The 22,283-nt window shown below is 72.6% G+C and carries 16 protein-coding genes and 5 pseudogenes; 16 read left to right on the top strand and 5 right to left on the bottom strand.

Annotated elements, in window-relative coordinates:
• Positions 1-112: 112 nt before the first annotated feature.
• From ACIQZO_RS32390 to argF, 9 genes and pseudogenes are all read left to right on the top strand, one after another.
• Positions 113-229: pseudogene (locus ACIQZO_RS32390) on the top strand (LLM class F420-dependent oxidoreductase); the annotation flags it as partial.
• A 52-nt stretch (positions 230-281) separates the two neighbouring features.
• Positions 282-1,250, top strand: a pseudogene (locus ACIQZO_RS32385) (recombinase family protein); the annotation flags it as partial.
• 711 nt (positions 1,251-1,961) lie between these two features.
• Positions 1,962-2,153: pseudogene (locus ACIQZO_RS32380) on the top strand (LLM class F420-dependent oxidoreductase); the annotation flags it as partial.
• Positions 2,154-2,167: 14 nt separating this feature from the next.
• Positions 2,168-3,082 carry a homocysteine S-methyltransferase gene (mmuM, locus tag ACIQZO_RS32375; protein ID WP_403633090.1) on the top strand — a complete coding sequence of 305 codons (915 nt, stop codon included), beginning with the start codon at positions 2,168-2,170 and terminating at the stop codon, positions 3,080-3,082.
• Between the two features lie 59 nt (positions 3,083-3,141).
• Complete coding sequence (locus ACIQZO_RS32370; RefSeq protein ID WP_403633088.1) at positions 3,142-4,680, top strand: 3' terminal RNA ribose 2'-O-methyltransferase Hen1; 1,539 nt, start codon at positions 3,142-3,144, stop codon at positions 4,678-4,680.
• The gene (locus ACIQZO_RS32365; protein ID WP_403633086.1) at positions 4,677-7,232 is read left to right on the top strand and encodes a polynucleotide kinase-phosphatase; all 2,556 of its coding nucleotides are present in this window, start codon (positions 4,677-4,679) and stop codon (positions 7,230-7,232) included. Before ACIQZO_RS32370 ends, ACIQZO_RS32365 begins: the two co-directional genes overlap by 4 nt.
• A gap of 185 nt (positions 7,233-7,417) precedes the next feature.
• Positions 7,418-7,924: a hypothetical protein gene (locus tag ACIQZO_RS32360; protein WP_403633083.1), complete on the top strand. Its 507-nt coding sequence runs from the start codon at positions 7,418-7,420 to the stop codon at positions 7,922-7,924.
• 46 nt (positions 7,925-7,970) lie between these two features.
• Positions 7,971-9,197: an arginine deiminase gene (locus ACIQZO_RS32355; protein WP_081522186.1), complete on the top strand. Its 1,227-nt coding sequence runs from the start codon at positions 7,971-7,973 to the stop codon at positions 9,195-9,197.
• 118 nt (positions 9,198-9,315) lie between these two features.
• A complete protein-coding gene (gene argF, locus ACIQZO_RS32350) occupies positions 9,316-10,335 on the top strand; it encodes an ornithine carbamoyltransferase (RefSeq protein ID WP_403633080.1) in 1,020 nt (339 codons plus the stop codon).
• Here argF and ACIQZO_RS32345 read toward each other — a convergent pair.
• Positions 10,335-10,535: pseudogene (locus ACIQZO_RS32345) on the bottom strand (ATP-binding protein); the annotation flags it as partial. The gene argF and the pseudogene ACIQZO_RS32345 overlap by 1 nt on opposite strands.
• 167 nt (positions 10,536-10,702) lie before the next feature.
• Between ACIQZO_RS32345 and ACIQZO_RS32340 the strand changes: the two are divergent.
• Positions 10,703-11,530, top strand: coding sequence for an enoyl-CoA hydratase family protein (locus ACIQZO_RS32340; protein WP_403633077.1), 828 nt, complete (start codon positions 10,703-10,705; stop codon positions 11,528-11,530).
• A gap of 4 nt (positions 11,531-11,534) precedes the next feature.
• Complete coding sequence (locus ACIQZO_RS32335; protein WP_403633074.1) at positions 11,535-13,802, top strand: bifunctional salicylyl-CoA 5-hydroxylase/oxidoreductase; 2,268 nt, start codon at positions 11,535-11,537, stop codon at positions 13,800-13,802.
• Positions 13,803-14,469: 667 nt separating this feature from the next.
• Here ACIQZO_RS32335 and ACIQZO_RS32330 read toward each other — a convergent pair.
• From ACIQZO_RS32330 to ACIQZO_RS32315, 4 genes are all read right to left on the bottom strand, one after another.
• Positions 14,470-14,886 carry an SgcJ/EcaC family oxidoreductase gene (locus ACIQZO_RS32330; protein WP_403633072.1) on the bottom strand — a complete coding sequence of 139 codons (417 nt, stop codon included), beginning with the start codon at positions 14,884-14,886 and terminating at the stop codon, positions 14,470-14,472.
• Between the two features lie 73 nt (positions 14,887-14,959).
• On the bottom strand, positions 14,960-15,799 hold the full coding sequence (locus ACIQZO_RS32325) for a GNAT family N-acetyltransferase (protein ID WP_403633069.1): 840 nt from the start codon (positions 15,797-15,799) through the stop codon (positions 14,960-14,962).
• A 78-nt stretch (positions 15,800-15,877) separates the two neighbouring features.
• A complete protein-coding gene (locus ACIQZO_RS32320) occupies positions 15,878-16,681 on the bottom strand; it encodes a PaaX family transcriptional regulator C-terminal domain-containing protein (protein ID WP_403633066.1) in 804 nt (267 codons plus the stop codon).
• Between the two features lie 9 nt (positions 16,682-16,690).
• Positions 16,691-18,346 carry an AMP-binding protein gene (locus ACIQZO_RS32315; protein ID WP_403633064.1) on the bottom strand — a complete coding sequence of 552 codons (1,656 nt, stop codon included), beginning with the start codon at positions 18,344-18,346 and terminating at the stop codon, positions 16,691-16,693.
• Between the two features lie 145 nt (positions 18,347-18,491).
• Here ACIQZO_RS32315 and ACIQZO_RS32310 point away from each other — a divergent pair, with 145 nt between their 5' ends.
• From ACIQZO_RS32310 to ACIQZO_RS32290, 5 genes and pseudogenes are all read left to right on the top strand, one after another.
• Positions 18,492-19,646: an acyl-CoA dehydrogenase family protein gene (locus ACIQZO_RS32310; RefSeq protein ID WP_403633061.1), complete on the top strand. Its 1,155-nt coding sequence runs from the start codon at positions 18,492-18,494 to the stop codon at positions 19,644-19,646.
• Positions 19,643-20,041, top strand: a complete 399-nt coding sequence (locus tag ACIQZO_RS32305; protein WP_403633058.1) for a RidA family protein — start codon at positions 19,643-19,645, stop codon at positions 20,039-20,041. The genes ACIQZO_RS32310 and ACIQZO_RS32305 overlap by 4 nt, the downstream gene beginning before the upstream one ends.
• Positions 20,042-20,245: 204 nt before the next feature.
• Positions 20,246-20,968 (top strand): VanZ family protein, encoded by a 723-nt coding sequence (locus tag ACIQZO_RS32300; RefSeq protein WP_403633056.1) that lies wholly within the window; start codon positions 20,246-20,248, stop codon positions 20,966-20,968.
• Positions 20,969-21,036: 68 nt separating this feature from the next.
• Positions 21,037-21,192: a hypothetical protein gene (locus ACIQZO_RS32295; RefSeq protein WP_403633185.1), complete on the top strand. Its 156-nt coding sequence runs from the start codon at positions 21,037-21,039 to the stop codon at positions 21,190-21,192.
• Positions 21,185-22,227, top strand: a pseudogene (locus tag ACIQZO_RS32290) (sensor histidine kinase). The gene ACIQZO_RS32295 and the pseudogene ACIQZO_RS32290 overlap by 8 nt, the downstream one beginning before the upstream one ends.
• The last annotated feature ends 56 nt before the right edge of the window (positions 22,228-22,283 follow it).

Raw genomic sequence — 22,283 nt, 5'->3', positions numbered from 1 at the left:
GCGGTCCGGCTCCGTCCGAGCCAACGATCACCGTCCGGGCCGGTCACTGGCGCGCCCGGGCGTGGACCGTCCGGTTGACGAAGATTCACCCTGCCGGGGCGGGAAGTGCAGGATGGGGGGTATGGATCTTCGCATTTTCACCGAGCCCCAGCAGGGTGCGAGCTACGACACCCTCCTGAGCGTCGCCAAGGCCACCGAGGATCTCAGCTTCGACGCGTTCTTCAGAACCGGTAGGGTATCTACCCATAAAGCTAATCTCCCTGGGGGTCAGGGGTCACGACATGGTCCGCGCCGTCTCGTACGAGCGTCAGAGCCACAAGAGCGAGACCGACAGTCAGGCGTCCCCGCGTATGCAGTGGGACAAGAGCGCTGCGTTCGTCGCATCACAGGACAACTGGACGTACATCGACACCGATTACTCAGACGTAGGTCTCTCGGGCTACGACCCTAACGTCTATCGCCCCGGCTTCGAGCGGCTTATGGAGGACGCAAGGGCAGGGAAGTTCGACGTCGTCGTGATCTACATGCTCTCGCGCCTGACCCGCCAGGGCGCCGCTGAAGCACTGAAGATCCAGCAGGAATTGGCGAAGTGCGGCGTCGCGCTCGTGTCGACGCAAGAGCCCTTCATCAACACCAGCGACGACAACCCGTTCGGTGTCGCGTTCTTCGCCCTGATCGCCGGCCTGGCGCATCAGGAGAGCAAGAACAAGTCCAAGTTCATCAAGGACGCGTTCGCCATTCTCCGTGCCAAGGGGAGCCACTCCTCCGGTCCCGTGCCTCACGGATTCGTGGCGAATGAGATCAACGTCGACGGGATCACTATTCGCCAGCTGAGCCCTGGCGTGCGGGCCGCGCAATCCGATACCCCGGACACACCGACAGCGGCCGACGCGGTAGACGTCATGATCGAATGGGTGGAGTCGGGAGCGACGGCCAATTCGATTGCAACGAGGCTGAGCACGGAGGGGCATCCCACGCCGCTCGACAGTCTCGGCGAGCAGGCCGGGAAAGCCCGCAAGGAAGCTGCAAAGAAGCGGCGCGGCAACGGCGCCGGGGATAAGGCGGAGAGTGTGTGGTCCGCCACCGTCGTGCTCCGCACCCTCCGCGATCCGCGCCTTGCAGGATTCGCCATCGGCCCCGTGGATCAGAAGACAAAGCGCCGAACGATCCTGCGCGACGACGAGGGACAGCCCGTGCAGGCCCATACCGGCTTCATCACTCCCAAGCGCTGGTACGACCTTCAGCAGATCCTCGACGGCCGGAAGCGGGAACGGCGCAACGACCGCACGGGCGAGATGACGTTCCTCGGATCGTGGGGAGTCCTACGGTGTGGCATGTGCGAATCCGGACTCACTATCTCGCGATCCGGCATCGCCACCTACGTCTGCAATCTTCGGCGAGCCGTGGGAAATCAGCCCAAGCACACGGTGCGCGTCCAGATGGCGCACGCGGATCAGATCGTGGCGGAGCGCGTGTGGGCTCGGCTCGGGGCAATGGACCCGAGCGACCCGGATGACGTCGAATGGCTCTCAGTGGCCGCTGAGCGGTTCGCGGTGCAAGGAAGCGACCCGGAGGCTGCCGCGGAACTGGCGGAGCAAGAGGCGCAGCTTCAGCACGTGCAGCAGAGCATCACGGAACTGTCGGAGGACCGGGAGTCCTACGTCGGCCCTACGGCCCGTAAGGCGTTCGGGGAGACGATGACCAAGTATGCGGCGCACGAGGAGCGATGCATGGTCCGAATCGACGAGCTGCGCGCGTCCGCCACCACGTCGGCACGCCTGCCTGTGGACGAGTGGACGGAGTCCGGGGACGGCAACCCCTTCGCTCCTGACGGCATCTGGAGCCGGTGGGACGTGGCGGACAAGAGGGCGTTTCTGTCCCTGCTCGTCGACCGGGTGACGGTCGCGCCGGCAGAGTCGAAGCACGGAAGCGCGTTCGTGCGGTCCGGCGAGCGGATCGAGGCCGCCGCCATCGGCCGGGACGTGGACGGGCTCAGGGCCAACGGCCTGGCCGGCTCCCCGGCCGAGGTCGTGGAGAAGATCGGTGCCTACGGCGCCGCCGGTTCCTCCCGCATCTACCTCCAACTCCTCGACCTCGACGACCTGGACCACCTGGAGCTGATCTCCGCCCAGGTGCTCTCCCAGCTCCGCTAGGAAGGGGGAAAGCCGTGCCCCGCGCGTCCGGCCCGCTCGCCGAAGCCCTGGCCCAACGGGTCGTGCTCCTGGACGGCGGGCTCAGCAACCAGCTCGCCGACCAGGGCTGCGACCTGTCCGGCGGCCTCTGGTCGGGCCGGGTGCTCGCCGAGCGCCCGGACCAGGTGGAGGCCGCCCACACGGCGTACGCGCGGGCCGGCGCCGAGGTACTGATCACCGCGAGCTACCAGGTCGGCTACGAGGCCTTCGCCGCCCGCGGCCACGACCGCGCCGGGACCACCGCCCTGCTGCACCGCAGCGTGCGCCTGGCCGCCCGGGCCGCCGAGGCCGCCGACCACGAGGTGTGGGTGGCCGCCTCCGTCGGCCCGTACGGTGCGGTGCTCGCGGACGGCTCCGAGTACCGCGGCCGCTACGGCCTGAGCGTGCGCGAACTCGCCGCCTTCCACCGGCCCCGCATCGAGGCCCTGCTCGCCGCCGGCCCCGACGTCCTGGCCGTGGAGACGATCCCGGACACCGACGAGGCCGAGGCGCTGCTCACCGTCCTCGCGGAGACCGGCGCGCCCGCCTGGCTCTCCTACACGGTGGCCGCCGGACGTACCCGCGCCGGCGGGCACCTCCCGGAGGCCTTCGCCCTCGCCGCCGCGTCCCCGCAGGTCATCGCGGTCGGCGTCAACTGCTGCGACCCCGCCGAAGTCCTGCCCGCGCTCAAAGCGGCGGCCGCCGTCACCGCCAAACCGCTGCTGGCCTACCCCAACGACGGCTCGGTCTGGGACGCCCCCACCGGCACCTGGCACACCCCCGAAGCCCCCGTCCCCTGGCCCCTGCACGCCTGGCACACCGCCGGCGCCCGCCTCGTCGGCGGCTGCTGCCGCATCGGACCGGACCGCATCACCGCTCTCGCGGCGCTCCTGCCGGGCCGGCCGGAGTGACCCCGGGGGGCCGAAAAACCAGAGGCAGGCAGGGCGGATGACCAGCGACAATCGGTCGTGTGTTCCTGACGATCTCCACCTCCGGCTCCCCTGAACGACCCGCTACCGATCTGGGCTACCTGCTGCACAAGCATCCCGGGAAGACGCAGGCGTTCTCCACCTCCCACGGCACCGCCCACGTGTTCTACCCCGAGGCCTCGGCCGAACGGTGCACGGCGGCCATGCTGCTCGAGGTCGACCCCGTCGCGCTCGTGCGGCGCGGCCGGGGCAAGGGCCGCGGCGGGGCGCCGGACGCCGCGCTCGCCCAGTACGTGAACGACCGTCCGTACGCCGCTTCCTCGCTGCTCGCCGTCGCGCTCAGCGGGGTGTTCCGCACCGCCCTCAAGGGGCAGTGCGCCCTCCGCCCGGAGTTGCCGGAGCAGACCCGGCCGCTGCGCGTCGAGATCCCCGTGCTGCCCGCCCGCGGCGGCGCCGGGCTGGTGCACCGGCTGTTCGAGCCGCTCGGCTGGAACCTCGTACAGGCCGAGCCCGTACCGCTCGACGAGCAGTTCCCCGAGTGGGGGGACTCCCGCTACGTACGGCTCGTCCTGGAGGGCGAGCTGCGCCTGGCCGACGCCCTGCGCCAGCTGTACGTACTGCTGCCGGTGCTCGACGACGCCAAGCACTACTGGATCTCCCCGGACGAGGTCGACAAGCTGCTGCGCGCCGGGGACGGCTGGCTCGCCGCCCACCCCGAGAACGGGCTGATCACCTCCCGCTACCTGGCCCGTCACAAGCGGCTGACCCAGGACGCCATCGAGCGCCTGGAACTGGTCCGCCTCGCCGAGGCCGATGGCGCCGAGGTCGAGGAGCTCGACAACGCCGTGGACGAGAACCGCGACACGGAGGAGCGGCCCGTGCCGCTCGCCGTGCAGCGGCGCGAGGCGATCCTCGCCGCCCTGCGCGGAGCCGGCGCCCAGCGGGTGCTGGACCTCGGCTGCGGCCAGGGACAGCTGCTCCAGGCGCTGCTGAAGGACCCGGCACACAGCGAGATCGTCGGCATGGACGTGTCCGTGCGGGCCCTGCAGATCGCGTCCCGGCGACTGCGGCTGGAGCGGATGGGCGAGCGGCAGAGCTCGCGCGTCACCCTGCTGCAGGGCTCGCTCGCGTACACCGACAAGCGGCTGGCCGGCTACGACGCGGCCGTGCTCAGCGAGGTCATCGAGCACCTGGACCCGGAGCGGCTGCCCGCGCTGGAGTACGCGGTGTTCGGCTCGGCCCGCCCGCGCACCGTCCTCGTCACCACCCCGAACGTCGAGTACAACGTGCGCTGGGAGACCCTGCCCGCCGGGCACGTCCGCCACGGCGACCACCGCTTCGAGTGGACCCGCGAGGAGTTCCGCGCGTGGGCCGGCGAGGTCGCGCGGCGCCACGGCTACGGGGTGCGGTACGTGCCCATCGGCGACGACGACCCCGAGGTGGGGCCGCCGACCCAGATGGCCGTCTTCACCCAGAACGACGCCACCGACATCACCGACATCACCGACATCACCGACATCACCGAAACCACCGATGCCGCCGCCGGCACCGACACCCCGAAGGAGGGCGAGGCAGCATGACCGGCACCGAGACCCCCCGTACGCGCACCCTTCCCGTCACCGACCTGTCCCTCGTCGTCCTGATCGGGGCCACCGGATCGGGCAAGTCCACCTTCGCCCGCAAGCACTTCAAGCCCACCGAGGTCATCTCCTCCGACTACTGCCGGGGCCTGGTCTCGGACGACGAGAACGACCAGAGCGCCAGCCGGGACGCCTTCGACGTCCTGCACTACATCGCGGGCAAGCGCCTCGCCGCCGGCCGCCTCACCGTCGTCGACGCCACCAGCGTCCAGGCCGACGCCCGCCGCGGGCTGGTCCAGCTCGCCCGCGAGCACGATGTCCTGCCGATCGCCATCGTCCTGGACATGCCCGAGCAGGTCTGCGCCGAGCGCAACGCGGGCCGTCCCGACCGGGCCGGCCTGCCCCGCGCGGTGATCCAGCGGCACCGCCGCGACCTGCGCCGCTCGCTGCGCGGCCTGGAGCGCGAGGGCTTCCGCAAGGTCCACGTGCTGCGTTCCGTCGAGGAGGCCGAGACCGCCGAGGTGGTCCTGGAGAAGCGGTTCAACGACCTCACCCACCTCACCGGTCCCTTCGACATCGTCGGTGACATCCATGGCTGCTCCTCCGAGCTGGAGACCCTGCTCGCCGAGCTCGGCTACGAGGACGGGGCCCACCCCGCGGGCCGCACCGCCGTCTTCGTCGGCGACCTCGTCGACCGGGGCCCCGACAGCCCCGGCGTCCTGCGCCGCGTCATGGGCATGGTCAAGTCCGGCAACGCCCTGTGCGTGCCGGGGAACCACGAGAACAAGCTCGGCCGTTATCTGAAGGGCTCCAAGGTCCAGCGGACCCACGGCCTCGCCGAGACCATCGAGCAGCTGGAGGGGGAGCCGCAGGAGTTCGTCCAGGAGGTACAGGAGTTCATCCGCGGCCTCGTCAGCCACTACGTCCTCGACGGCGGCAGGCTGGTGGTCTGCCACGCCGGTCTGCCCGAGAAGTACCACGGCCGCACCTCCGGCCGGGTCCGCTCGCACGCCCTGTACGGGGAGACCACCGGCGAGACCGACGAGTTCGGCCTGCCCGTGCGCTACCCGTGGGCCGAGGACTACCGCGGCAAGGCCGTCGTGGTCTACGGCCACACCCCGGTCCCCGACACGACCTGGATCAACAACACCATCTGCCTCGACACCGGCGCGGTCTTCGGCGGCCGGATGACCGCCCTGCGCTGGCCCGAGCGCGAACTGGTCGACGTACCGGCCGAGAAGGTCTGGTACGAGCCGGTCAAGCCGCTCGTCGCCGAGGCGCCCGGGGGACACGACGGCCGCCCCCTCGACCTGGCGGACGTGCACGGCCGCCGGGTCGTGGAGACCCGGCACCTGGGCAACGTCAACGTGCGCGAGGAGAACGCCGCGGCGGCCCTGGAAGTCATGAGCCGCTTCGCCGTGGACCCCCGCCTCGTGCCGTACCTGCCGCCGACCATGGCGCCCACGGCCACCTCCCGCGAGGAGGGCTACCTGGAGCACCCGGCCGAGGCCTTCGCCCAGTACCGCACGGACGGCATCGCCCAAGTGGTGTGCGAGGAGAAGCACATGGGCTCCCGCGCCACCGTCCTGGTCTGCAAGGACGCCGACGCGGCCCGGACGCGCTTCGGAGTCGACGGCCCGACGGGCTCCGTCTACACCCGTACCGGGCGGCCGTTCTTCAAGGAGCCCGAGGTCACGGAGGAGGTCGTCGCCCGGCTGCGTACGGCGATCACCGACGCCGGCCTGTGGGAGGAGCTGGGCACCGACTGGCTGCTGCTCGACGGGGAGCTCCTGCCCTGGTCGCTGAAGTCCATCGGCCTGCTGCGCAACCAGTACGCCGCCGTGGGCGCGGCCTCCGCGGCCGTCTTCCCGGGTGCTGTCGCCGCCCTGGAGGCGGCCGGCGCCCGGGGCGTCGACACCGGCGAACTGCTGGAGCGCCAGCGCGGACGGGCCACCGACGCGGCCGCCTTCACCGAGGCCTACCGCCGCTACTGCTGGACCACCGACGGGCTGGACGGCGTACGCTTCGCGCCGTTCCAGCTGCTGGCGGCGGCCGGGCGGTCGCTGGCCGCGGTGCCCCACGACGAGCAGCTGTTCTGGGTGGACCGCCTGGTCGCCGCCGACGAGGCCGCAGGCACCGGACTGCTGCGCCGCACCGGCCGGATCCTGGTGGACACCGCGGACGAGGACTCCGTGCGCGCCGGCACCGACTGGTGGCTGGAGCTGACGGCCGCCGGCGGTGAGGGGATGGTCGTCAAGCCGCTCCAGGCGTACGCCCGGGACGGCAGGGGCCGGCTGGTCCAGCCCGGGGTGAAGGTCCGCGGGCGCGAGTACCTGCGGATCATCTACGGTCCGGAGTACACGCGCCCGGACCACCTGGAGCGGCTGCGCGACCGGTTCCTCGGGCACAAGCGCTCGCTCGCCCTGCGCGAGTACGCGCTCGGGCTGGAGGCGCTGGACCGGCTGGCGGCCGAGGAGCCGCTGTGGCGGGTCCACGAGGCGGTCTTCGCGGTGCTCGCGCTGGAGTCGGAGCCGGTCGACCCGCGGCTGTGAGCCGGCGCCGTCGCGGGAGCGTCCCGCGTCAGCACGGCCCGTAAAGGAGTGGCCCCCGTACAGCCGCTAATTAGGTCGTATGGGGGAACTTTCACGGAGAACTCCGGGAAAACCACCGGCGGGATCGTTCATCCAGGGCAGCGGAATGTCCGCGACCCTGGAAGGACGGAACGTCACTTATGAAGATGACCGCGCGCGGAAGCATTGCGGCACTCATGACCTGTATGGCCGCGGCCGGCGCGGCCACCCCGGCCGTGGCCCAGTCGGTGCCGGTCGGTGTCCCGCTCGACGCCGTGAAGACCACGCTGGGCGTGGACACCCCGCGCGTGGGCACCGGTGTGCCGGTGCCGGTCGTGGGAGCGCCCGAGTCGCCCCGCTTCCACAAGGGCAACATGCTCCCGACCCCACTGCTCCCGTCGGTCCCGGTCGGCACCGAGCTCGGCAGCACCCTCGTCACCTCCCCGGTGCCGAACCTGCTGGGCAAGCCGGAAACGGACGGAGAGGGTTCCGTGGAGGCACCGGCCACCGACCTGCTCGCCCGGACCCCCGGCCTCGTGGCCGGCGGTCTGCTGACGATGCCGGACGCCTCCAACTCCGGTGTGCCGAACCTGGCCGCGCCCGAACTGGGCCTGACCACCCCGGAACTCACCGGCGCGCCCTCGGCGCTTCTCGGCCTCGCCGCCCCCCGCTGAGCGGACGCCGGGTCAAAAAGCCGTTCGGTCTGGGAATGTGTACGTCATGGGATTCCATGTCGACTCCGAGACCGGGCGGCTTCGCCGCGTCATCCTCCACCGGCCCGACCTGGAGCTGAAGCGGCTCACACCGAGCAACAAGGACGCGCTCCTCTTCGACGACGTGCTGTGGGTGCGCCGGGCCCGCCAGGAACACGACGGATTCGCGGACGTGCTGCGGGACCGGGGCGTGGAGGTGCACCTCTTCGGGGACCTCCTGTGCGAGGCCCTCGACATCCCGGAGGCGAGACACCTCGTACTGGACCGGGTCTTCGACGAGAAGGAGTACGGGCCCCTCGCCACCGATCACCTGCGGTCGGTCTTCGACGGGCTGTCCTCGGCGGACCTGGCGGAGGCGCTGGTCGGCGGGATGACCAAGCGGGAGTTCCTGGAGCGGCACGCCGAGCCGGTGTCCGTGCGCTTCCACGCGCTGGACCTGGACGGCTTCCTGCTGGGCCCGCTGCCCAACCACCTCTTCACCCGCGACACCTCCGCCTGGATCTACGACGGGGTGTCCATCAACGCGATGCGCTGGCCCGCCCGGCAGCGCGAGACGGTCCACTTCGAGGCGATCTACAAGCACCACCCGCTCTTCACCACCTCCGGTGCCTTCCACTACTGGTCGCAGGGGCAGGCGGACTACCCGTCGACCATCGAGGGCGGGGACGTCCTGGTCATCGGCAACGGGGCGGTGCTGATCGGGATGAGCGAGCGGACCACCCCGCAGGCGGTGGAGATGCTGGCGCGGGGCCTGTTCGCGGCCGGTTCGGCGAAGACCATCGTGGCGCTCGACATGCCGAAGTCCCGGGCCTTCATGCACCTGGACACGGTGATGACGATGGTCGACGGAGATACGTTTACTCAGTACGCGGGGCTCGGCATGCTCCCCTCCTACACGATCGAGCCGGGCGGCGGCCCGCACGAGCTGAAGGTGACCGACCACCCGGAGGACCACATGCACCGGGCCATCGCGGGGGCGCTCGGGCTGGACTCGATCCGGGTGCTGACCGCGACCCAGGATGTGCACTCGGCGGAGCGCGAGCAGTGGGACGACGGGTGCAACGTGCTGGCCGTGGAGCCGGGGGTGGTGGTCGCGTACGAGCGGAACGTGACGACCAACACGCACCTGCGCAAGATGGGTATCGAGGTGATCGAGATCCCGGGCAGCGAGCTGGGGCGGGGCCGGGGCGGGCCGCGCTGCATGAGCTGTCCCGTCGAGCGGGACGCCGTCTGACGCCGGCCGGGTCCGGGGGAGGGTCCCGGACCCGGGCACGGATCCCGGTCTGTATATCAATACAGAGGATCGTATAGACTTCCAGCATCCCCTGTCACCGTGACGCTGGAGCGACCCCATGGCCACCGACCTCGCAGGCCGCAGTTTTCTCAAGGAGCTGGACTTCACGGCCGCCGAGTTCCGCGCTCTGGTCGAGCTCGCCGCCGACCTGAAGGCGGCCAAGAAGGCCGGGGTCGAGCAGCGTCTGCTCCAGGGCAGGAACATCGCGCTGATCTTCGAGAAGACCTCGACGCGGACCCGCTGCGCCTTCGAGGTCGCCGCCGCGGACCAGGGTGCGCACACCACCTACCTCGACCCGGCCGGCTCGCAGATGGGCCACAAGGAGTCGGTCAAGGACACCGCGCGGGTGCTGGGCCGGATGTTCGACGGGATCGAATACCGGGGCGACAGCCAGCAGGCCGTCGAGGAGCTCGCCGCCCACTCGGGGGTCCCCGTCTTCAACGGGCTCACCGACGACTGGCACCCGACCCAGATGCTGGCCGACCTGCTCACCATGACCGAGCACACCGCCAAGCCGCTGGACCGGGTCGCCTTCGCCTACCTCGGCGACGCCCGTTTCAACATGGGCAACTCCTACCTCGTGACCGGTGCGCTGCTGGGCATGGACGTACGGATCGTCGCGCCCCGCTCCTACTGGCCCGCCGAGCCGGTGGTGGCCGAGGCGCGCAGGCTCGCGGCGGAGAGCGGCGCGCGGATCACCCTGACCGAGGAGGTCGCCGAGGGGGTCGCCGGGGCGGACTTCGTCGTGACCGACATCTGGGTGTCCATGGGGGAGCCCAAGGAGGCCTGGGACGAGCGGATCGCGGCCCTGTCCCCGTACGCGGTGACCATGGACGTGCTGCGCGCCACCGGCAACCCGGACGTGAAGTTCATGCATTGCCTGCCGGCCTTCCACGACCTCGGCACCAAGGTGGCCCGGGAGATCCACGAGCGGCACGGGCTCGCATCGCTGGAGGTCACGGACGAGGTGTTCGAGTCGGAGCACTCCGTCGTCTTCGACGAGGCCGAGAACCGGCTGCACACGATCAAGGCCGTACTCGTCGCCACGCTCGGCCGGCCCATCCGGGGTGACGCATAGTCCACGACCAGCTCGATCGGGGCGCCGGAGCGGGTGTGCTCCACGGCGTTGGCGACCAGTTCCGCCGTCAGGAGCTCCGCCGTGTCCCGGTCGGCGGGCGCGTCGGTGTCGGCCGGCGCGGTGCGGACGAGGGCGCGGGCGAGGGGTACGGCGGCCACCGTGTGGGGCAGGGCGATCCGCCAGGCGGAGGCGTCGGGCAAGGAAGGGCCATCCGTTCCGGGGCCGAGGGCGTGGTGGGCTGCGGTGAACTCCCGCTTTCAACGATGCGAACCCGAATTCTCATTCCGTGCGGCACCCGGGTGGACGGCCGGACGAATATGTCGCGCTTCTGTGACGGCAGTCACGATCTGGTGATACCTTCGGTGGTGTGAGCCCCTTCACCGGTTCCACACCAGCGACCGAACGGTGGCACCACCTCCGGGTCACCCGGCAGGACGGCGTCGCCACCGTCACCTTCGACCGCCCCCAGAAGCTGAACGCGCTCACCTTCGGCGCCTACGCCGACCTGCGCGATCTGCTCGGCGAACTGTCCCGTGAGCGCTCCGTGCGCGCCCTCGTGCTCGGCGGCGAGGGGCGCGGCTTCTGCTCCGGCGGGGACGTCGACGAGATCATCGGCGCCACCCTCGCCATGGACACCGCCCAGCTCCTCGACTTCAACCGGATGACCGGCCAGGTGGTCCGGGCCATCCGCGAATGCCCGTTCCCGGTGATCGCCGCCGTGCACGGGGTGGCCGCCGGCGCAGGCGCCGTCCTCGCGCTCGCCGCGGACTTCCGGATCGCCGACCCCACCGCCCGCTTCGCCTTCCTCTTCACCCGCGTCGGCCTCTCCGGCGGGGACATGGGCGCCGCCTACCTGCTGCCCCGGGTCGTCGGCCTCGGCCACGCCACCCGGCTGCTGATGCTCGGAGAGCCCGTGCACGCCGCCGAGGCCGAGCGGATCGGCCTGCTCAGCGAGCTCACCGAGGAGGGCAAGGCCCACGTACGGGCCGCCGAACTCGCCGCGCGTCTGGCCGCGGGCCCCGCCCTCGCCCACGCGCAGACCAAGGCACTGCTCACCGCCGAGCTCGACATGCCGCTCGCCGCGTCCGTGGAACTGGACGCCAATACCCAGGCCCTGCTGATGCACGGCCAGGACTACGCGGAGTTCCACGCGGCCTTCACCGGGAAGCGGCCGCCGGAGTGGAAGGGCAGGTAGCCACATGACTCCGGGTGCCATGCGGGTCGCCGTCGTCGGCGGGGGACCGGGAGGGCTGTACACCGCCGCGCTGCTGGCCCGCCAGGGCCACCGGGTCGAGGTCTGGGAGCGCAACGCCCCGGACGACACCTTCGGCTTCGGCGTGGTCCTCTCCGACGAGACCCTCGGCGGCATCGAGCGGGCCGACACCGTCGTCCACACGGCCCTGAGCCAGGAGTTCGTGCGCTGGGACGACGTGGACATCGTCCACCGGGGCCGGCTGCTGACCTCCGGCGGCCACGGCTTCGCGGCCATCGGGCGACGCCGGCTGCTGGAGATCCTGCACGAGCGCTGCGCCGGGCTCGGCGTCCGGCTCTGCTTCCGCTCCCCGGCCCCGGCCGCCGCCGCGCTCGCCGCCTCGTACGACCTGGTCGTCGCGGCCGACGGGGTGCACAGCGCCATCCGGGAGGCGGCCGCCGCGCACTACGGCCCGACGCTCACCGCCGGACGCTGTCGCTACATCTGGCTCGCCGCCGACTTCGCCTTCGACGCCTTCCGCTTCGAGATCGCGGAGACCGAGCACGGGGTCATGCAGCTGCACGCCTACCCCTACGCCGCCGATGCCTCCACGGTGATTGTGGAGATGCGCGACGAGGTGTGGCGGGCGGCCGGCTTCGACCTGTGCGACGAGGAGGAGTCGGCGGCCCGCTGCGCCAAGATCTTCAGCGAGGCCCTGCGCGGCCGCCCGCTGCACGGCAACCGCTCCACCTGGACGCAGTTCCGCACCGTCGTCAACGAGCGCTGGTCGCACGGGAACGTGGCGCTGCTCGGCGACGCGGCGCACACCGCCCACTTCTCCATCGGGTCCGGTACCAAACTGGCCGTGGAGGACGCGCTCGCGCTCGCCGAAGCCGTGGCCGCCGCGCCCGGCGACGTACCGGCCGCCCTCGCCGCGTACGAGGCCGCGCGCCGGCCGACGGTCGCCAGTACGCAGCGGGCGGCGGCCGCGAGCCGGCACTGGTTCGAGGAGATCACCGGATACGTCGACCAGCCCGCCCGGCAGTTCGCCTTCAACCTGCTCACCCGCAGCCGCCGGGTCACGCACGACAACCTGAGGCTGCGCGACGAGCGGTTCACCCGGGCCGTGGAACGGGACTTCGGCTGCCCCCAGGACGGGCCGGAGGGGGCGCGGACCCCTCCGATGTTCACCCCCTTCACCCTGCGGGGGCTCACCCTGCGCAACCGGGTCGTCGTCTCGCCGATGGACATGTACTCGGCCGAGGGCGGCGTGCCGGGGGACTTCCACCTCGTGCACCTGGGCGGACGGGCCCTCGGCGGGGCCGGCCTGGTGATGACCGAGATGGTCTGCGTGTCCGCCGAGGGCCGGATCACCCCCGGCTGCACCGGCCTCTACACCCAGGAGCAGGCGGCCGCCTGGAAGCGGATCGCCGACTTCGTCCACACCTCCGCGCCCGGCACCGCCCTCGGCGTCCAGCTCGGGCACGCCGGCCGCAAGGGCTCGACGCGGGTGATGTGGGAGGGCATGGACGACCCCCTGCCCGAGGGGAACTGGCCGCTGGTGGCCGCCTCGGCACTGCCCTACCGGCCGGGCGTCTCGGCGCTGCCGCGCGCCCTCGCGCGCGAGGACCTGACCGCGCTGGCTTCCGAGTTCGCGGCCGCCGCCGTCCGTGCCGCCGACTGCGGATTCGACCTGCTCGAACTGCACTGCGCCCACGGCTACCTGCTCTCCGGCTTCCTGTCCCCGCTGACCAACCACCGCACGGACGCGTACGGCGGCTCCCTGGAGAACCGGCTGCGCTTCCCGCTGGAGGTCTTCGACGCGGTCCGCGCGGTGTGGCCCGAGGACCGCCCGATGACGGTCCGCCTCTCGGCCACCGACTGGGCCCCCGGCGGCACTTCGCCCGAGGAGGCGGTGCTGATCGCGGCCGCCTTCGCGGCCCGCGGCGCGGACGCCATCGACGTCTCGACGGGCCAGGTGGTCGCGGACGAGGCCCCCGAGTACGGGCGCTCGTACCAGACCCCGTACGCCGACCGGATCCGCAACGCGCTCGGCGTCCCCGTCATCGCCGTGGGAGCCATCTCCTCCTGGGACGACGTGAACTCCCTGCTGCTGGCCGGCCGCGCCGACCTCTGCGCGCTGGGCCGCCCGCACCTCTACGACCCCCACTGGACCCTGCACGTGGCCGCCGAGCAGTCCTACGCGGGCCCGGGGGCCGCGTGGCCGGCCCCCTACCGCGCGGGCAGCCGCACCCCGCCCACGGGGCGCGGCTAGCCCGTCTCCTCCGGATCTTGCCGGGCCAGGACGGGCCGGGGTCGGGCCGGTTCGCCGCTCCGGAGCTGTCCGCGTTGGGCACGGAGGCGACCAGCGCGACCAGGTCGGCGCCGTACAGCTGCCGCTGGGCGGCGGCCGCCGAGCCGAGGACCGTGTTGGCGGGGTTGCTGACCATGCCCAGCAGGGTGTTGGCCGGGTCGTTCGGGGTCGCGGCCCGCAGGCCCTGCCTGGACGGGTGGTGCGGATGACGCGGGTGGTGCGGCTTCTTCGCGGGGACGCTGACCGTGTCGACACCGCGCCCGCTGGGCGGCAGCGCGAGGGAGCCGATCCCCTGGACCTCGTACCAGCCCGGGCGTTTGGCCAGCGGCTCGTACGCGTACGGGCGGAAGCCGATCGTGATGACGCCGGAGAGGGTGACCGGCCCTTCGGTGCAGGCGCCGAAGGGCCGGTCACGGAGATGGTGTGATCCGGGTTCTTCGGGTCGTGGCCGCCCCCACCCGTCCCGGCGGAGGCGGCGAGAAGGAAACGTCGGCGCATGAGGGACGTGGGCCTCTGTGTGGGGGTTTGCGCCTGGTATTCCGCGGCGGGCCCCACGCCACGCCGGTACGTCCCGCCCGCACGTCCGACCGGCCGGAGGTCCACCCGAACAACGGGCCCGCCCGGTGGGTCAGGCGTTGGGGACCTGGGTGTTCTGGCAGACGGTCAGGAGCCAGCGGCCGTCGTCCTGTTTGGTCATCACGTACGTCGGGACGCCCTCGTCCCCGGGACCGTCGGCCGAGTGGTAGACCTGACTGACCTTGACCGCGGCCACGTCCGGGCGCAGGAACTGGAGGTGGGTGACGGTGTAGCTGACCCGGCCGTCCCAGCTCGCACCGGGCAGCACCTCGCGGGTGAACCCGGAGATGGCGTCGAGGCCGATGAGGACCTTCCCGCCGCCGGTGGTCCACAGGGCGTCGGGGTGGAACAGGGAGAGGAAGGCGTCGGGGTCCCTGGCCTGCTGGGAGGCCTCGACGGCGGCCACCACCCGGTGGATGGCCTCGATGTCAGCGGTCCGGGCTGCGTTCTCTGTCGTCATGTGGACCATGGTTCAACCTCAAGGGTCCTTGAGGTCAAGACCCCGCTCGCATACCGGTACGGGCCCTGCCGCGGGCGGTCCGTCATGCCGGGACGACCTCGGCGCGGTCCTCGACCGGGGTGTAGCCCAGGCGCAGGTAGATGCCGTTGCTGGTGGGGTTGGCCAGGTCCGTGAAGAGGAGGACCTCGGTGGCTCCGGCAGCGTACGCCGCTTCGCTCGCCGCGTGCGTGATCCCGGCGGCGTAGCCGCGCCCGCGGTGCTCGGGCGGGGTGTAGACCGGGCCGACGCGGGCGGCCGAGCCGATCGGGCGGGAGCGGGACGCCAGCGAGACGGGGGCCCCGGCGTGCTCCCAGAGCAGGATCCCGCCGTAGGAGAGCCGGTCGCGCAGGAAGGTCTCGGAAGCCTTGCCCGGCACACCCGCCTCCGCGTTGAAGGCCGTGAGCCACTCCAGCAGCAGCGGCAGGTCCTCCTCGGCGGCGGGCCGGGCCTGCCCGGCCGGGGCGGGGTCCGGGGCGGCCAGGCCGGCCAGCCGGTACAGGCGCAGCTCCTCGGCGATCCGGGTGGGCCGCCCCCAGGCGCCGGCCAGCGCCTCCGCGTCCGGACGGCGGGCGTTGAACCCGTGCGCCCCGGCGAGCAGCGGCTCGGTGGCGAGCGCCGCCCCCAGCGCCCGGACCGCCTCCTCGGGCAGCACGGAGAGGAGTATCGGGAACGGCGGTGTGCACAGCAGGCCGCCGGCGACGGCGCCGTCGGGTCCGCTCCACCAACCGAAGAAGGGCGTGTCGTCGCCGTAGGCGCCGGTACCGCGCCGCACGAGGGCGTCGGTGACGGACAGCACCATGGTGTTGGAGACGGGCCGCGCCGCCACGGCCGGGTGCGCGGCGCTCACGAAGGCCGCCAGGTCAGTGGTGAAGGTCCAGGTCATGGCCCATCCTGGCGCGGAGCCCGGCTCTCCCGCACCCGGTTTTCGCGGACGGACGCCGGCCACGGTCCGCGGACTCGGTTACGGTTCCACGAACGCCGCCCCGAGGCCCCGCAGCCGCTCGTGCAGCTCGGCGAAGACGTCCGCCGCCCGGTCGCCCGGCCAGCCCGCCGGAAGCAGTTCGCGCGGCAGGCCGGGGTCGGCGTACGGCAGTCGGCGCCAGGTGTCCAGTGCGAGCAGGTAGCCGCGGTAGGCCTCCTGCGGGCTCGGTTCCGCCGGGTCCGACCGGAGACCGCGCAGGACCGGTTCGTGCAGGTCGAGGAACTCCTCGTGCTGCTTGGCCAGGGCCGCCAGGTCCCACCAGCGGGCCACCGCCTCGGGGGTCGGGGCGAAACCGAGGTGGGCGCCGCGGAACAGTTCCACGTACGGGGTCAGGTGCAGCCGCTCCAGCGTGTGCGCGGTCTCCTCGTACAGCCGGGCCGGGGCGATCCACACGCCCGGCGCCACCGCGCCGAAGCCGAGCCGGGCCAGCCGCGAGCGCAGCAGGTGCCGCTTGTGCCGCTCCTGCTCCGGGACGGAGAACACCGCCACCAGCCATTCGTCCGACAGCTGCGGACTGCCGTAGATCCGCCGGTCGCCGTCGTCCAGCAGCTGCCGCGCCTCCTCGGAGAGTCCGTACGCCGCGGAGCCGTCCGCCGCGCGCCCGGGCAGCAGGAAGCCGCGCCGCTTCAGCCGGGACACCGACGAGCGGACCGACGGGGCGTCCACGCCGGCCGCGCCCAGCAGGCGGATCAGCGCGGACACCGGGACCGGGCCCTCGAAGGCCCGCCCGTAGGCTCCGTAGAACGTGACGATCAGGGATCGCGGAGTGTGCTGCTCGACCACGGGTTCACTCTAGATCCTGGCGGGAGGGTCGGGCCGGGCGCCGGGGTCGCGCAGCCGGAAGCGCTGCAGTTTGCCCGTGGCGGTGCGGGGGAGCGCGGGAAGGAAGACGAAGGAGCGCGGGCACTTGTGCGGGGCGAGCTCCGCCCGCATGAAGGTGCGCAGGACCTCCTCGGTCAGCACGGCGCCGTCGCGTGCCACGGTGTACGCCACCACGATCTGCCCGCGCCGCTCGTCCGGGAGGCCGACCACGGCCGCCTCCACCACGTCCGGGTGGCGCAGCAGGGCTTCCTCCACCTCGGGGCCCGCGATGTTGTATCCCGCCGAGACGATCATGTCGTCGGCCCGGGCGACGTAGCGGAAGTAGCCCTCCGGATCGCGTACGTAGGTGTCGCCCGTCAGGTTCCACCCACCCTGTACGTACTCCCCCTGCCGGGGATCGGCCAGGTAGCGGCAGCCCACCGGGCCGCGCACGGCCAGCAGCCCCGGCTCGTTGTCCGGGACCGGCAGGCCGGCCCGGTCCACCACCCGCGCCTCCCAGCCCGGTACCACCCGGCCCGTCGTGCCGGGACGGATGTCCTCGTCGGCGGCGGAGATGAAGATGTGCAGCAGCTCGGTGGCCCCGATGCCGTTGATGATGCGCAGCCCGGTGCGCTCGTACCAGGCCTGCCAGGTGGCGGCGGGCAGGTTCTCCCCGGCCGAGACGCAGCGGCGCAGTGCCGACAGGTCGTACATCCCCACGTCGTACGGGCCCAGGGCGTCCAGCATCGTCCGGTACGCGGTGGGCGCGGTGAACAGCACCGTCACCCGGTGCTCGGCGAGCGCGGGCAGCAGCCGGCGCGGCACCGCCTCCTCCAGCAGCAGCGCCGAGGCCCCGGCCCGGAGCGGGAAGACGACCAGCCCGCCCAGGCCGAAGGTGAACCCGAGGGGCGGGCTGCCCGCGAAGACGTCGTCCGGGCGGGGCCGCAGCACGCCGCGGGAGAAGGTGTCGGCGACGGCCAGCAGGTCGCGGTGGAAGTGCATGCAGCCCTTGGGCCGGCCGGTGGTCCCGGAGGTGAAGGCGATAAGGGCGACGTCGTCCGCGGAGGTCGGGGCGGCCGGGAACGGATCTCGATGTCTCTCGGCCAGCCGGAGCAGATCCCCCGGGGACCCGCCCCCGTACACGGTGATCCGCAGTCCCGGCACCTCCGCCTTGACCAGGTCGTCCAGCACGTCCGCATGGCACAGGGCGTGCCCCACCCGGGCCATCGCGCACACCGTGGCCAGCTCCTGGGCGCGTTGCTGGGGCAGTACGGTGACCGCCACCGCGCCCGCCTTCATCACCGCGAGCCAGCAGGCCGCGAGCCAGGGGCCGGTGGGTCCGCGCAGGAGCACCCGGTTGCCGGGGACCACGCCGAGGTCGGCGGTCAGCGTGTGGGCGAGGCGGTCCACGCGCTCGCGCAGCCCGCCGTACGTCCACACCTCGCCCGTCGCGCTGCGGAAGGCGGGGCGGTCGGCGCCCGCGGGCCCGAACCGGGCGATCGTGGCGTCCAGCAGCTCGGCCCCGCAGTTCAGGCGGTCCGGATAGGCCAGTTCGGGCAGATCGAAGACCAGCTCCGGCCAGGTGTCCGCGGGTGGCAGATGGTCGCGGGCGAAGGTGTCGGTGTGAGCGGAAGGCTTGAGGTCCAAGGCGGGTCGCCCCCCTTGCAGCGGTCCGGGGTGGGGTGGAGCCGGCCGTGCGGCAGTTCCTCCGGCCACAGCCGGAGGTCCTTCCAGGAGCGTATCGTGATGGTGACGGCAGTCAACAGGACGCGATAGATGCGGGGATATTCGGATGACCGGATTCGCGCTCGGGGTGGACCAGGAGGAGTGGTGCGGGCAGCTGCGCCAACTGGCGGCGGAGCGGCTGCGGCCACTGGCCGAGAAGGGGGAACCGGGGCGGGTCAACCGGCCGCTGCTGGCGGCGCTGGGGGAGCTGGGCCTGCTGGAGCGGGTGTTCGCCTCGGGCGCGCTGGAACTGTGCCTGCTGCGGGAATCCCTCGCCTACGGTTGCACGGAGGCGGAGACGGCGCTCGCCCTGCAGGGGCTGGGCGCGTACCCGGTGCTGCGGGCGGGCAGTGCGGCGCAGCGCGACCGCTGGCTGCCGCAGGTGCGGGCCGGCCGGGCGGTGGCGGCCTTCGCGCTGAGCGAGCCGGGGGCCGGCTCGGACGCGGCGGCGCTCGCGCTGGCGGCGGAACCGGACGCGGGCGGGAGCGGGAGTGGGAGCACGGGCGGGGGAGGCTGGCGGCTCAGCGGTGAGAAGTGCTGGATCTCCAACGCCCCCGAGGCGGATTTCTACACGGTGTTCGCCCGAACGGGCGAGGGTCCGGGCGCGAAAGGGGTCTCGGCCTTCCTGGTCCCGGCCGACCGCCCGGGGCTGTCCGGCACGCCCCTGGACATGCTCTCCCCGCACCCCATCGGCTCCCTCGCCTTCGACGGGGTGCCGGTCGGTCCGCAGGACCTGCTCGGCGAGCCGGGACGGGGTTTCCGGGTCGCGATGGACACGCTCAACCTCTTCCGTCCGAGCGTCGGTGCCTTCGCGGTGGGCATGGCCCGGGCCGCGCTGGACGCGACGCTCACCTACACGGCGGACCGGACCGCGTTCGGCGGAACGTTGAGCGACCTCCAGGCGGTGGCGCACCGGGTGGCCGAGATGGCCACCCGCACGGAGGCGGCCCGGCTGCTGGTGTTCGCGGCGGCCGGAGCCTACGACCGCGGGGCGGGGGACGTCCCGCGCCGGGCGGCGATGGCGAAGCTGCTGGCCACGGAGACGGCCCAGTACGTGGTGGACCACGCGGTCCAACTGCACGGCGCGGTCGCCCTTCAGCGAGGCCACCTGCTCGAACACCTCTACCGGGAGGTACGGGCGCCACGGATCTACGAGGGAGCCAGCGAGGTGCAGCGCACCATCATCGCGAAGGAGCTCTACGGGGCGGTGGCGGCGCGATGAGCCTGGACCGGATCAACCCCGAGGAGCTGTCGCCCGCGACGGGCTTCTCGCACGCGGTCGCGGCGACCGGCACCCGACTGGTGTTCCTGGCGGGCCAGACGGCGCTGGACGGCGCGGGCAAGGTGGTCGGGGAGAGCCTGCCGGAGCAGTTCGAGATCGCCCTCGCCAACCTCCTGACGGCCCTCGCCGCGGCCGGCGGCACCCCGGCGGACCTGGCCCGGGTGACGGTGTACGCGGTGGACGTGGCGGCGTACCGGACCCACGCGGCCGAACTGGGCCGTATCTGGCGGCGATCGGCGGGCCGCGACTACCCGGCGATGGCCGTCATCGGCGTGGTCCGCCTCTGGGACGACCGGGCCCAGATCGAACTGGACGGCGTCGCGGTCCTCCCGTAGCGCCCGCAGCACCACCCCACGGCCGGGACGCGGTCGGCGGCGCCCCGGCCCCGGTCGGCGGGGGGTGCGGCGAACGGCGCTGCGGGCGGGCATCGTTGCCGGTCGGCCCCGCGGCCGCCGCGGCCCGGGGATGATCTCCGTGTATCGCGGGCGTATCGAAAACCGCATACGCCACCGCAACGGCCCTCCGTCTCCCATGGGGGCATGAACCACCATGCGTACCCGACCCCAACGCCCCGCCGCGCGCTCAGGATCGTGCTCCTCGGCCTGGCGGTCCTCGGCGTGGCGAGCGCCCTGTTCGCCCTGCGGCGGCCGCTCATGATGTCTGCTCCGATGTGCCTGGCCGGGCGGTGGCACGGCTGCTTCGACACGTTCAACGGTGTGGTGCTCACGACGCTGGTCACGATGCCGTTGGCCGTGCTGGTGGCGTGGGGCCTGGCCCGCCGTCGGCGTGCCGCCGGAGTCACGTCGGCATGGCGGATGTCGCTGGCCGAGGTGGGCATGGTGCACGGGACGGTGCCGTTCGTGTGGATGACCATGATGCCGGGCGGCGGGGCCGGCATCGTCCCCGCCCGGGTGAGCCTGGTACCGCTGCGGGACCTGGTCACGATGGGGTCGCTCGGGATCGTCGGCAACCTGCTGGTCTTCGCGGCGCTGGGGTTCTTCGCCCCGATGCGGTTCGCGGCCCTCGCGTCCTTGCCGCGGGTCCTGGCGCTCGGGGCCGGCTGCTCGATCCTGGTCGAGACCGCCCAGTACGTCCTGCAGCTGGACCGGGTGTCGTCGGTGGACGACGTACTGGTCAACGCCGCGGGCGCCTTGCTGGCTGCGCCGGCGTCGCGCCGCTGGTGGCGCGGCACGGCGCAGGCGCCGTCGGACCGGCCCCGCACCACGCCGGAACCGGATCCGGCATCGGCATCGGCGGGCTGAGCCGTGTGCCCGGTGTGTCCCTCTCCCCGCCTACGTCGGCGACAGGCCGTGCTGCTCAGGCTGCGGACATGCGCGTACTGATCGTGGAGGACGAGCCCTACCTGGCCCCGCGCAAACGGCTCGGCGAACCCTGGATCATCGCCACGGTGCCCGGCGTCGGCTACCGGATCGACACCGGTACCGGCGCCGCCGACCCCACCGGCCGCGGCCCGGCGCATGCGTAGACGCGCGGGGCTCAGCGTCCGCCTGAAACTCACCCTCAGCTACGCCGGGTTCCTCGCCGTCGCAGGCGCTCTCCTGCTGGCCGTGGTGTGGGCGTTCCTATTGCGCTACGTCCCCGACAACCCCAAGGGCCTGCTCGGGATCTCGCCCGACCGCTACCTGCTGGTGCGCACCCTCGCCCCCGCCGCGGCCGTGGCGATGGCCTTCCTGCTCGTCTTCGGCCTCGTCGGGGGATGGATCCTCGCCGGCCGGATGCTCGCACCGGCTCACTGTCCCAACGGATCCACATACCAAGCCGCCAGGACGAATTCCGGGAGCTCTCCGACGCCTTCGACTCGATGCTGCAACAACTGGAGTCCCACGTCGCCGAGCAGCAGAGGTTCGCCGCGAACGCCTCCCACGAACTGCGCACCCCGCTGGCCATCTCGCGGACGCTCCTCGACGTCGCCCGCACGGACCCCACGCGGGACCCGGACGAACTCATCGAGCGGCTGTACGCGGTCAACACGCGGGCGATCGACCTCACCGAGGCCCTCCTGCTGCTCAGCCGCGGCGACCGCGGGAACTTCCGCCGCGAGAACGTCGACCTCTCCCTCGTCGCCGAGGAAGCCGCCGAAACGCTGCTTCCCCTCGCCGAACAGCGCCGGATCACGCTCGAGGTCACCGGCGGGGCGGCCCGGACCAGTGGCTCGCCGGAGCTCCTGCTGCGGATGGTGACGAACCTCGTCCAGAACGCCGTCGTCCACAACCTCCTCCCCTCCGGAGGCGCGGTGACGGTCCACACCGAGGCGCACGGCGCCGTGAGCGTGCTGCGGGTCGAGAACACGGGCCGACGGCTCCCACCGGAACTGGTGGCGATCCTCACCGAGCCCTTCCGGCGCGGAACGGACCGCGTACGCACCGACGAGCACGCCGGTGTCGGCCTCGGCCTGGCCATCGTGGACAGCATCGTCCGCGCCCACGACGGCACCCTCGACCTCGCCGCCCGCCCCGCGGGCGGCCTCCTCGTCACGGTCCGGCTCCCCGGCCCGCCGTAGGCACCACCGGCCGCCGACGCCGTCGGACCAGCCGCCTGTCGGCTCGGCGGGCCCGC

The organism is Streptomyces sp. NPDC097617, from assembly GCF_044761485.1.
Taxonomy (GTDB): domain Bacteria; phylum Actinomycetota; class Actinomycetes; order Streptomycetales; family Streptomycetaceae; genus Streptomyces.
The sequence above is the reverse complement of the archived record's forward strand: the minus strand, read 5'-3'. Positions and strand labels throughout refer to the sequence as shown.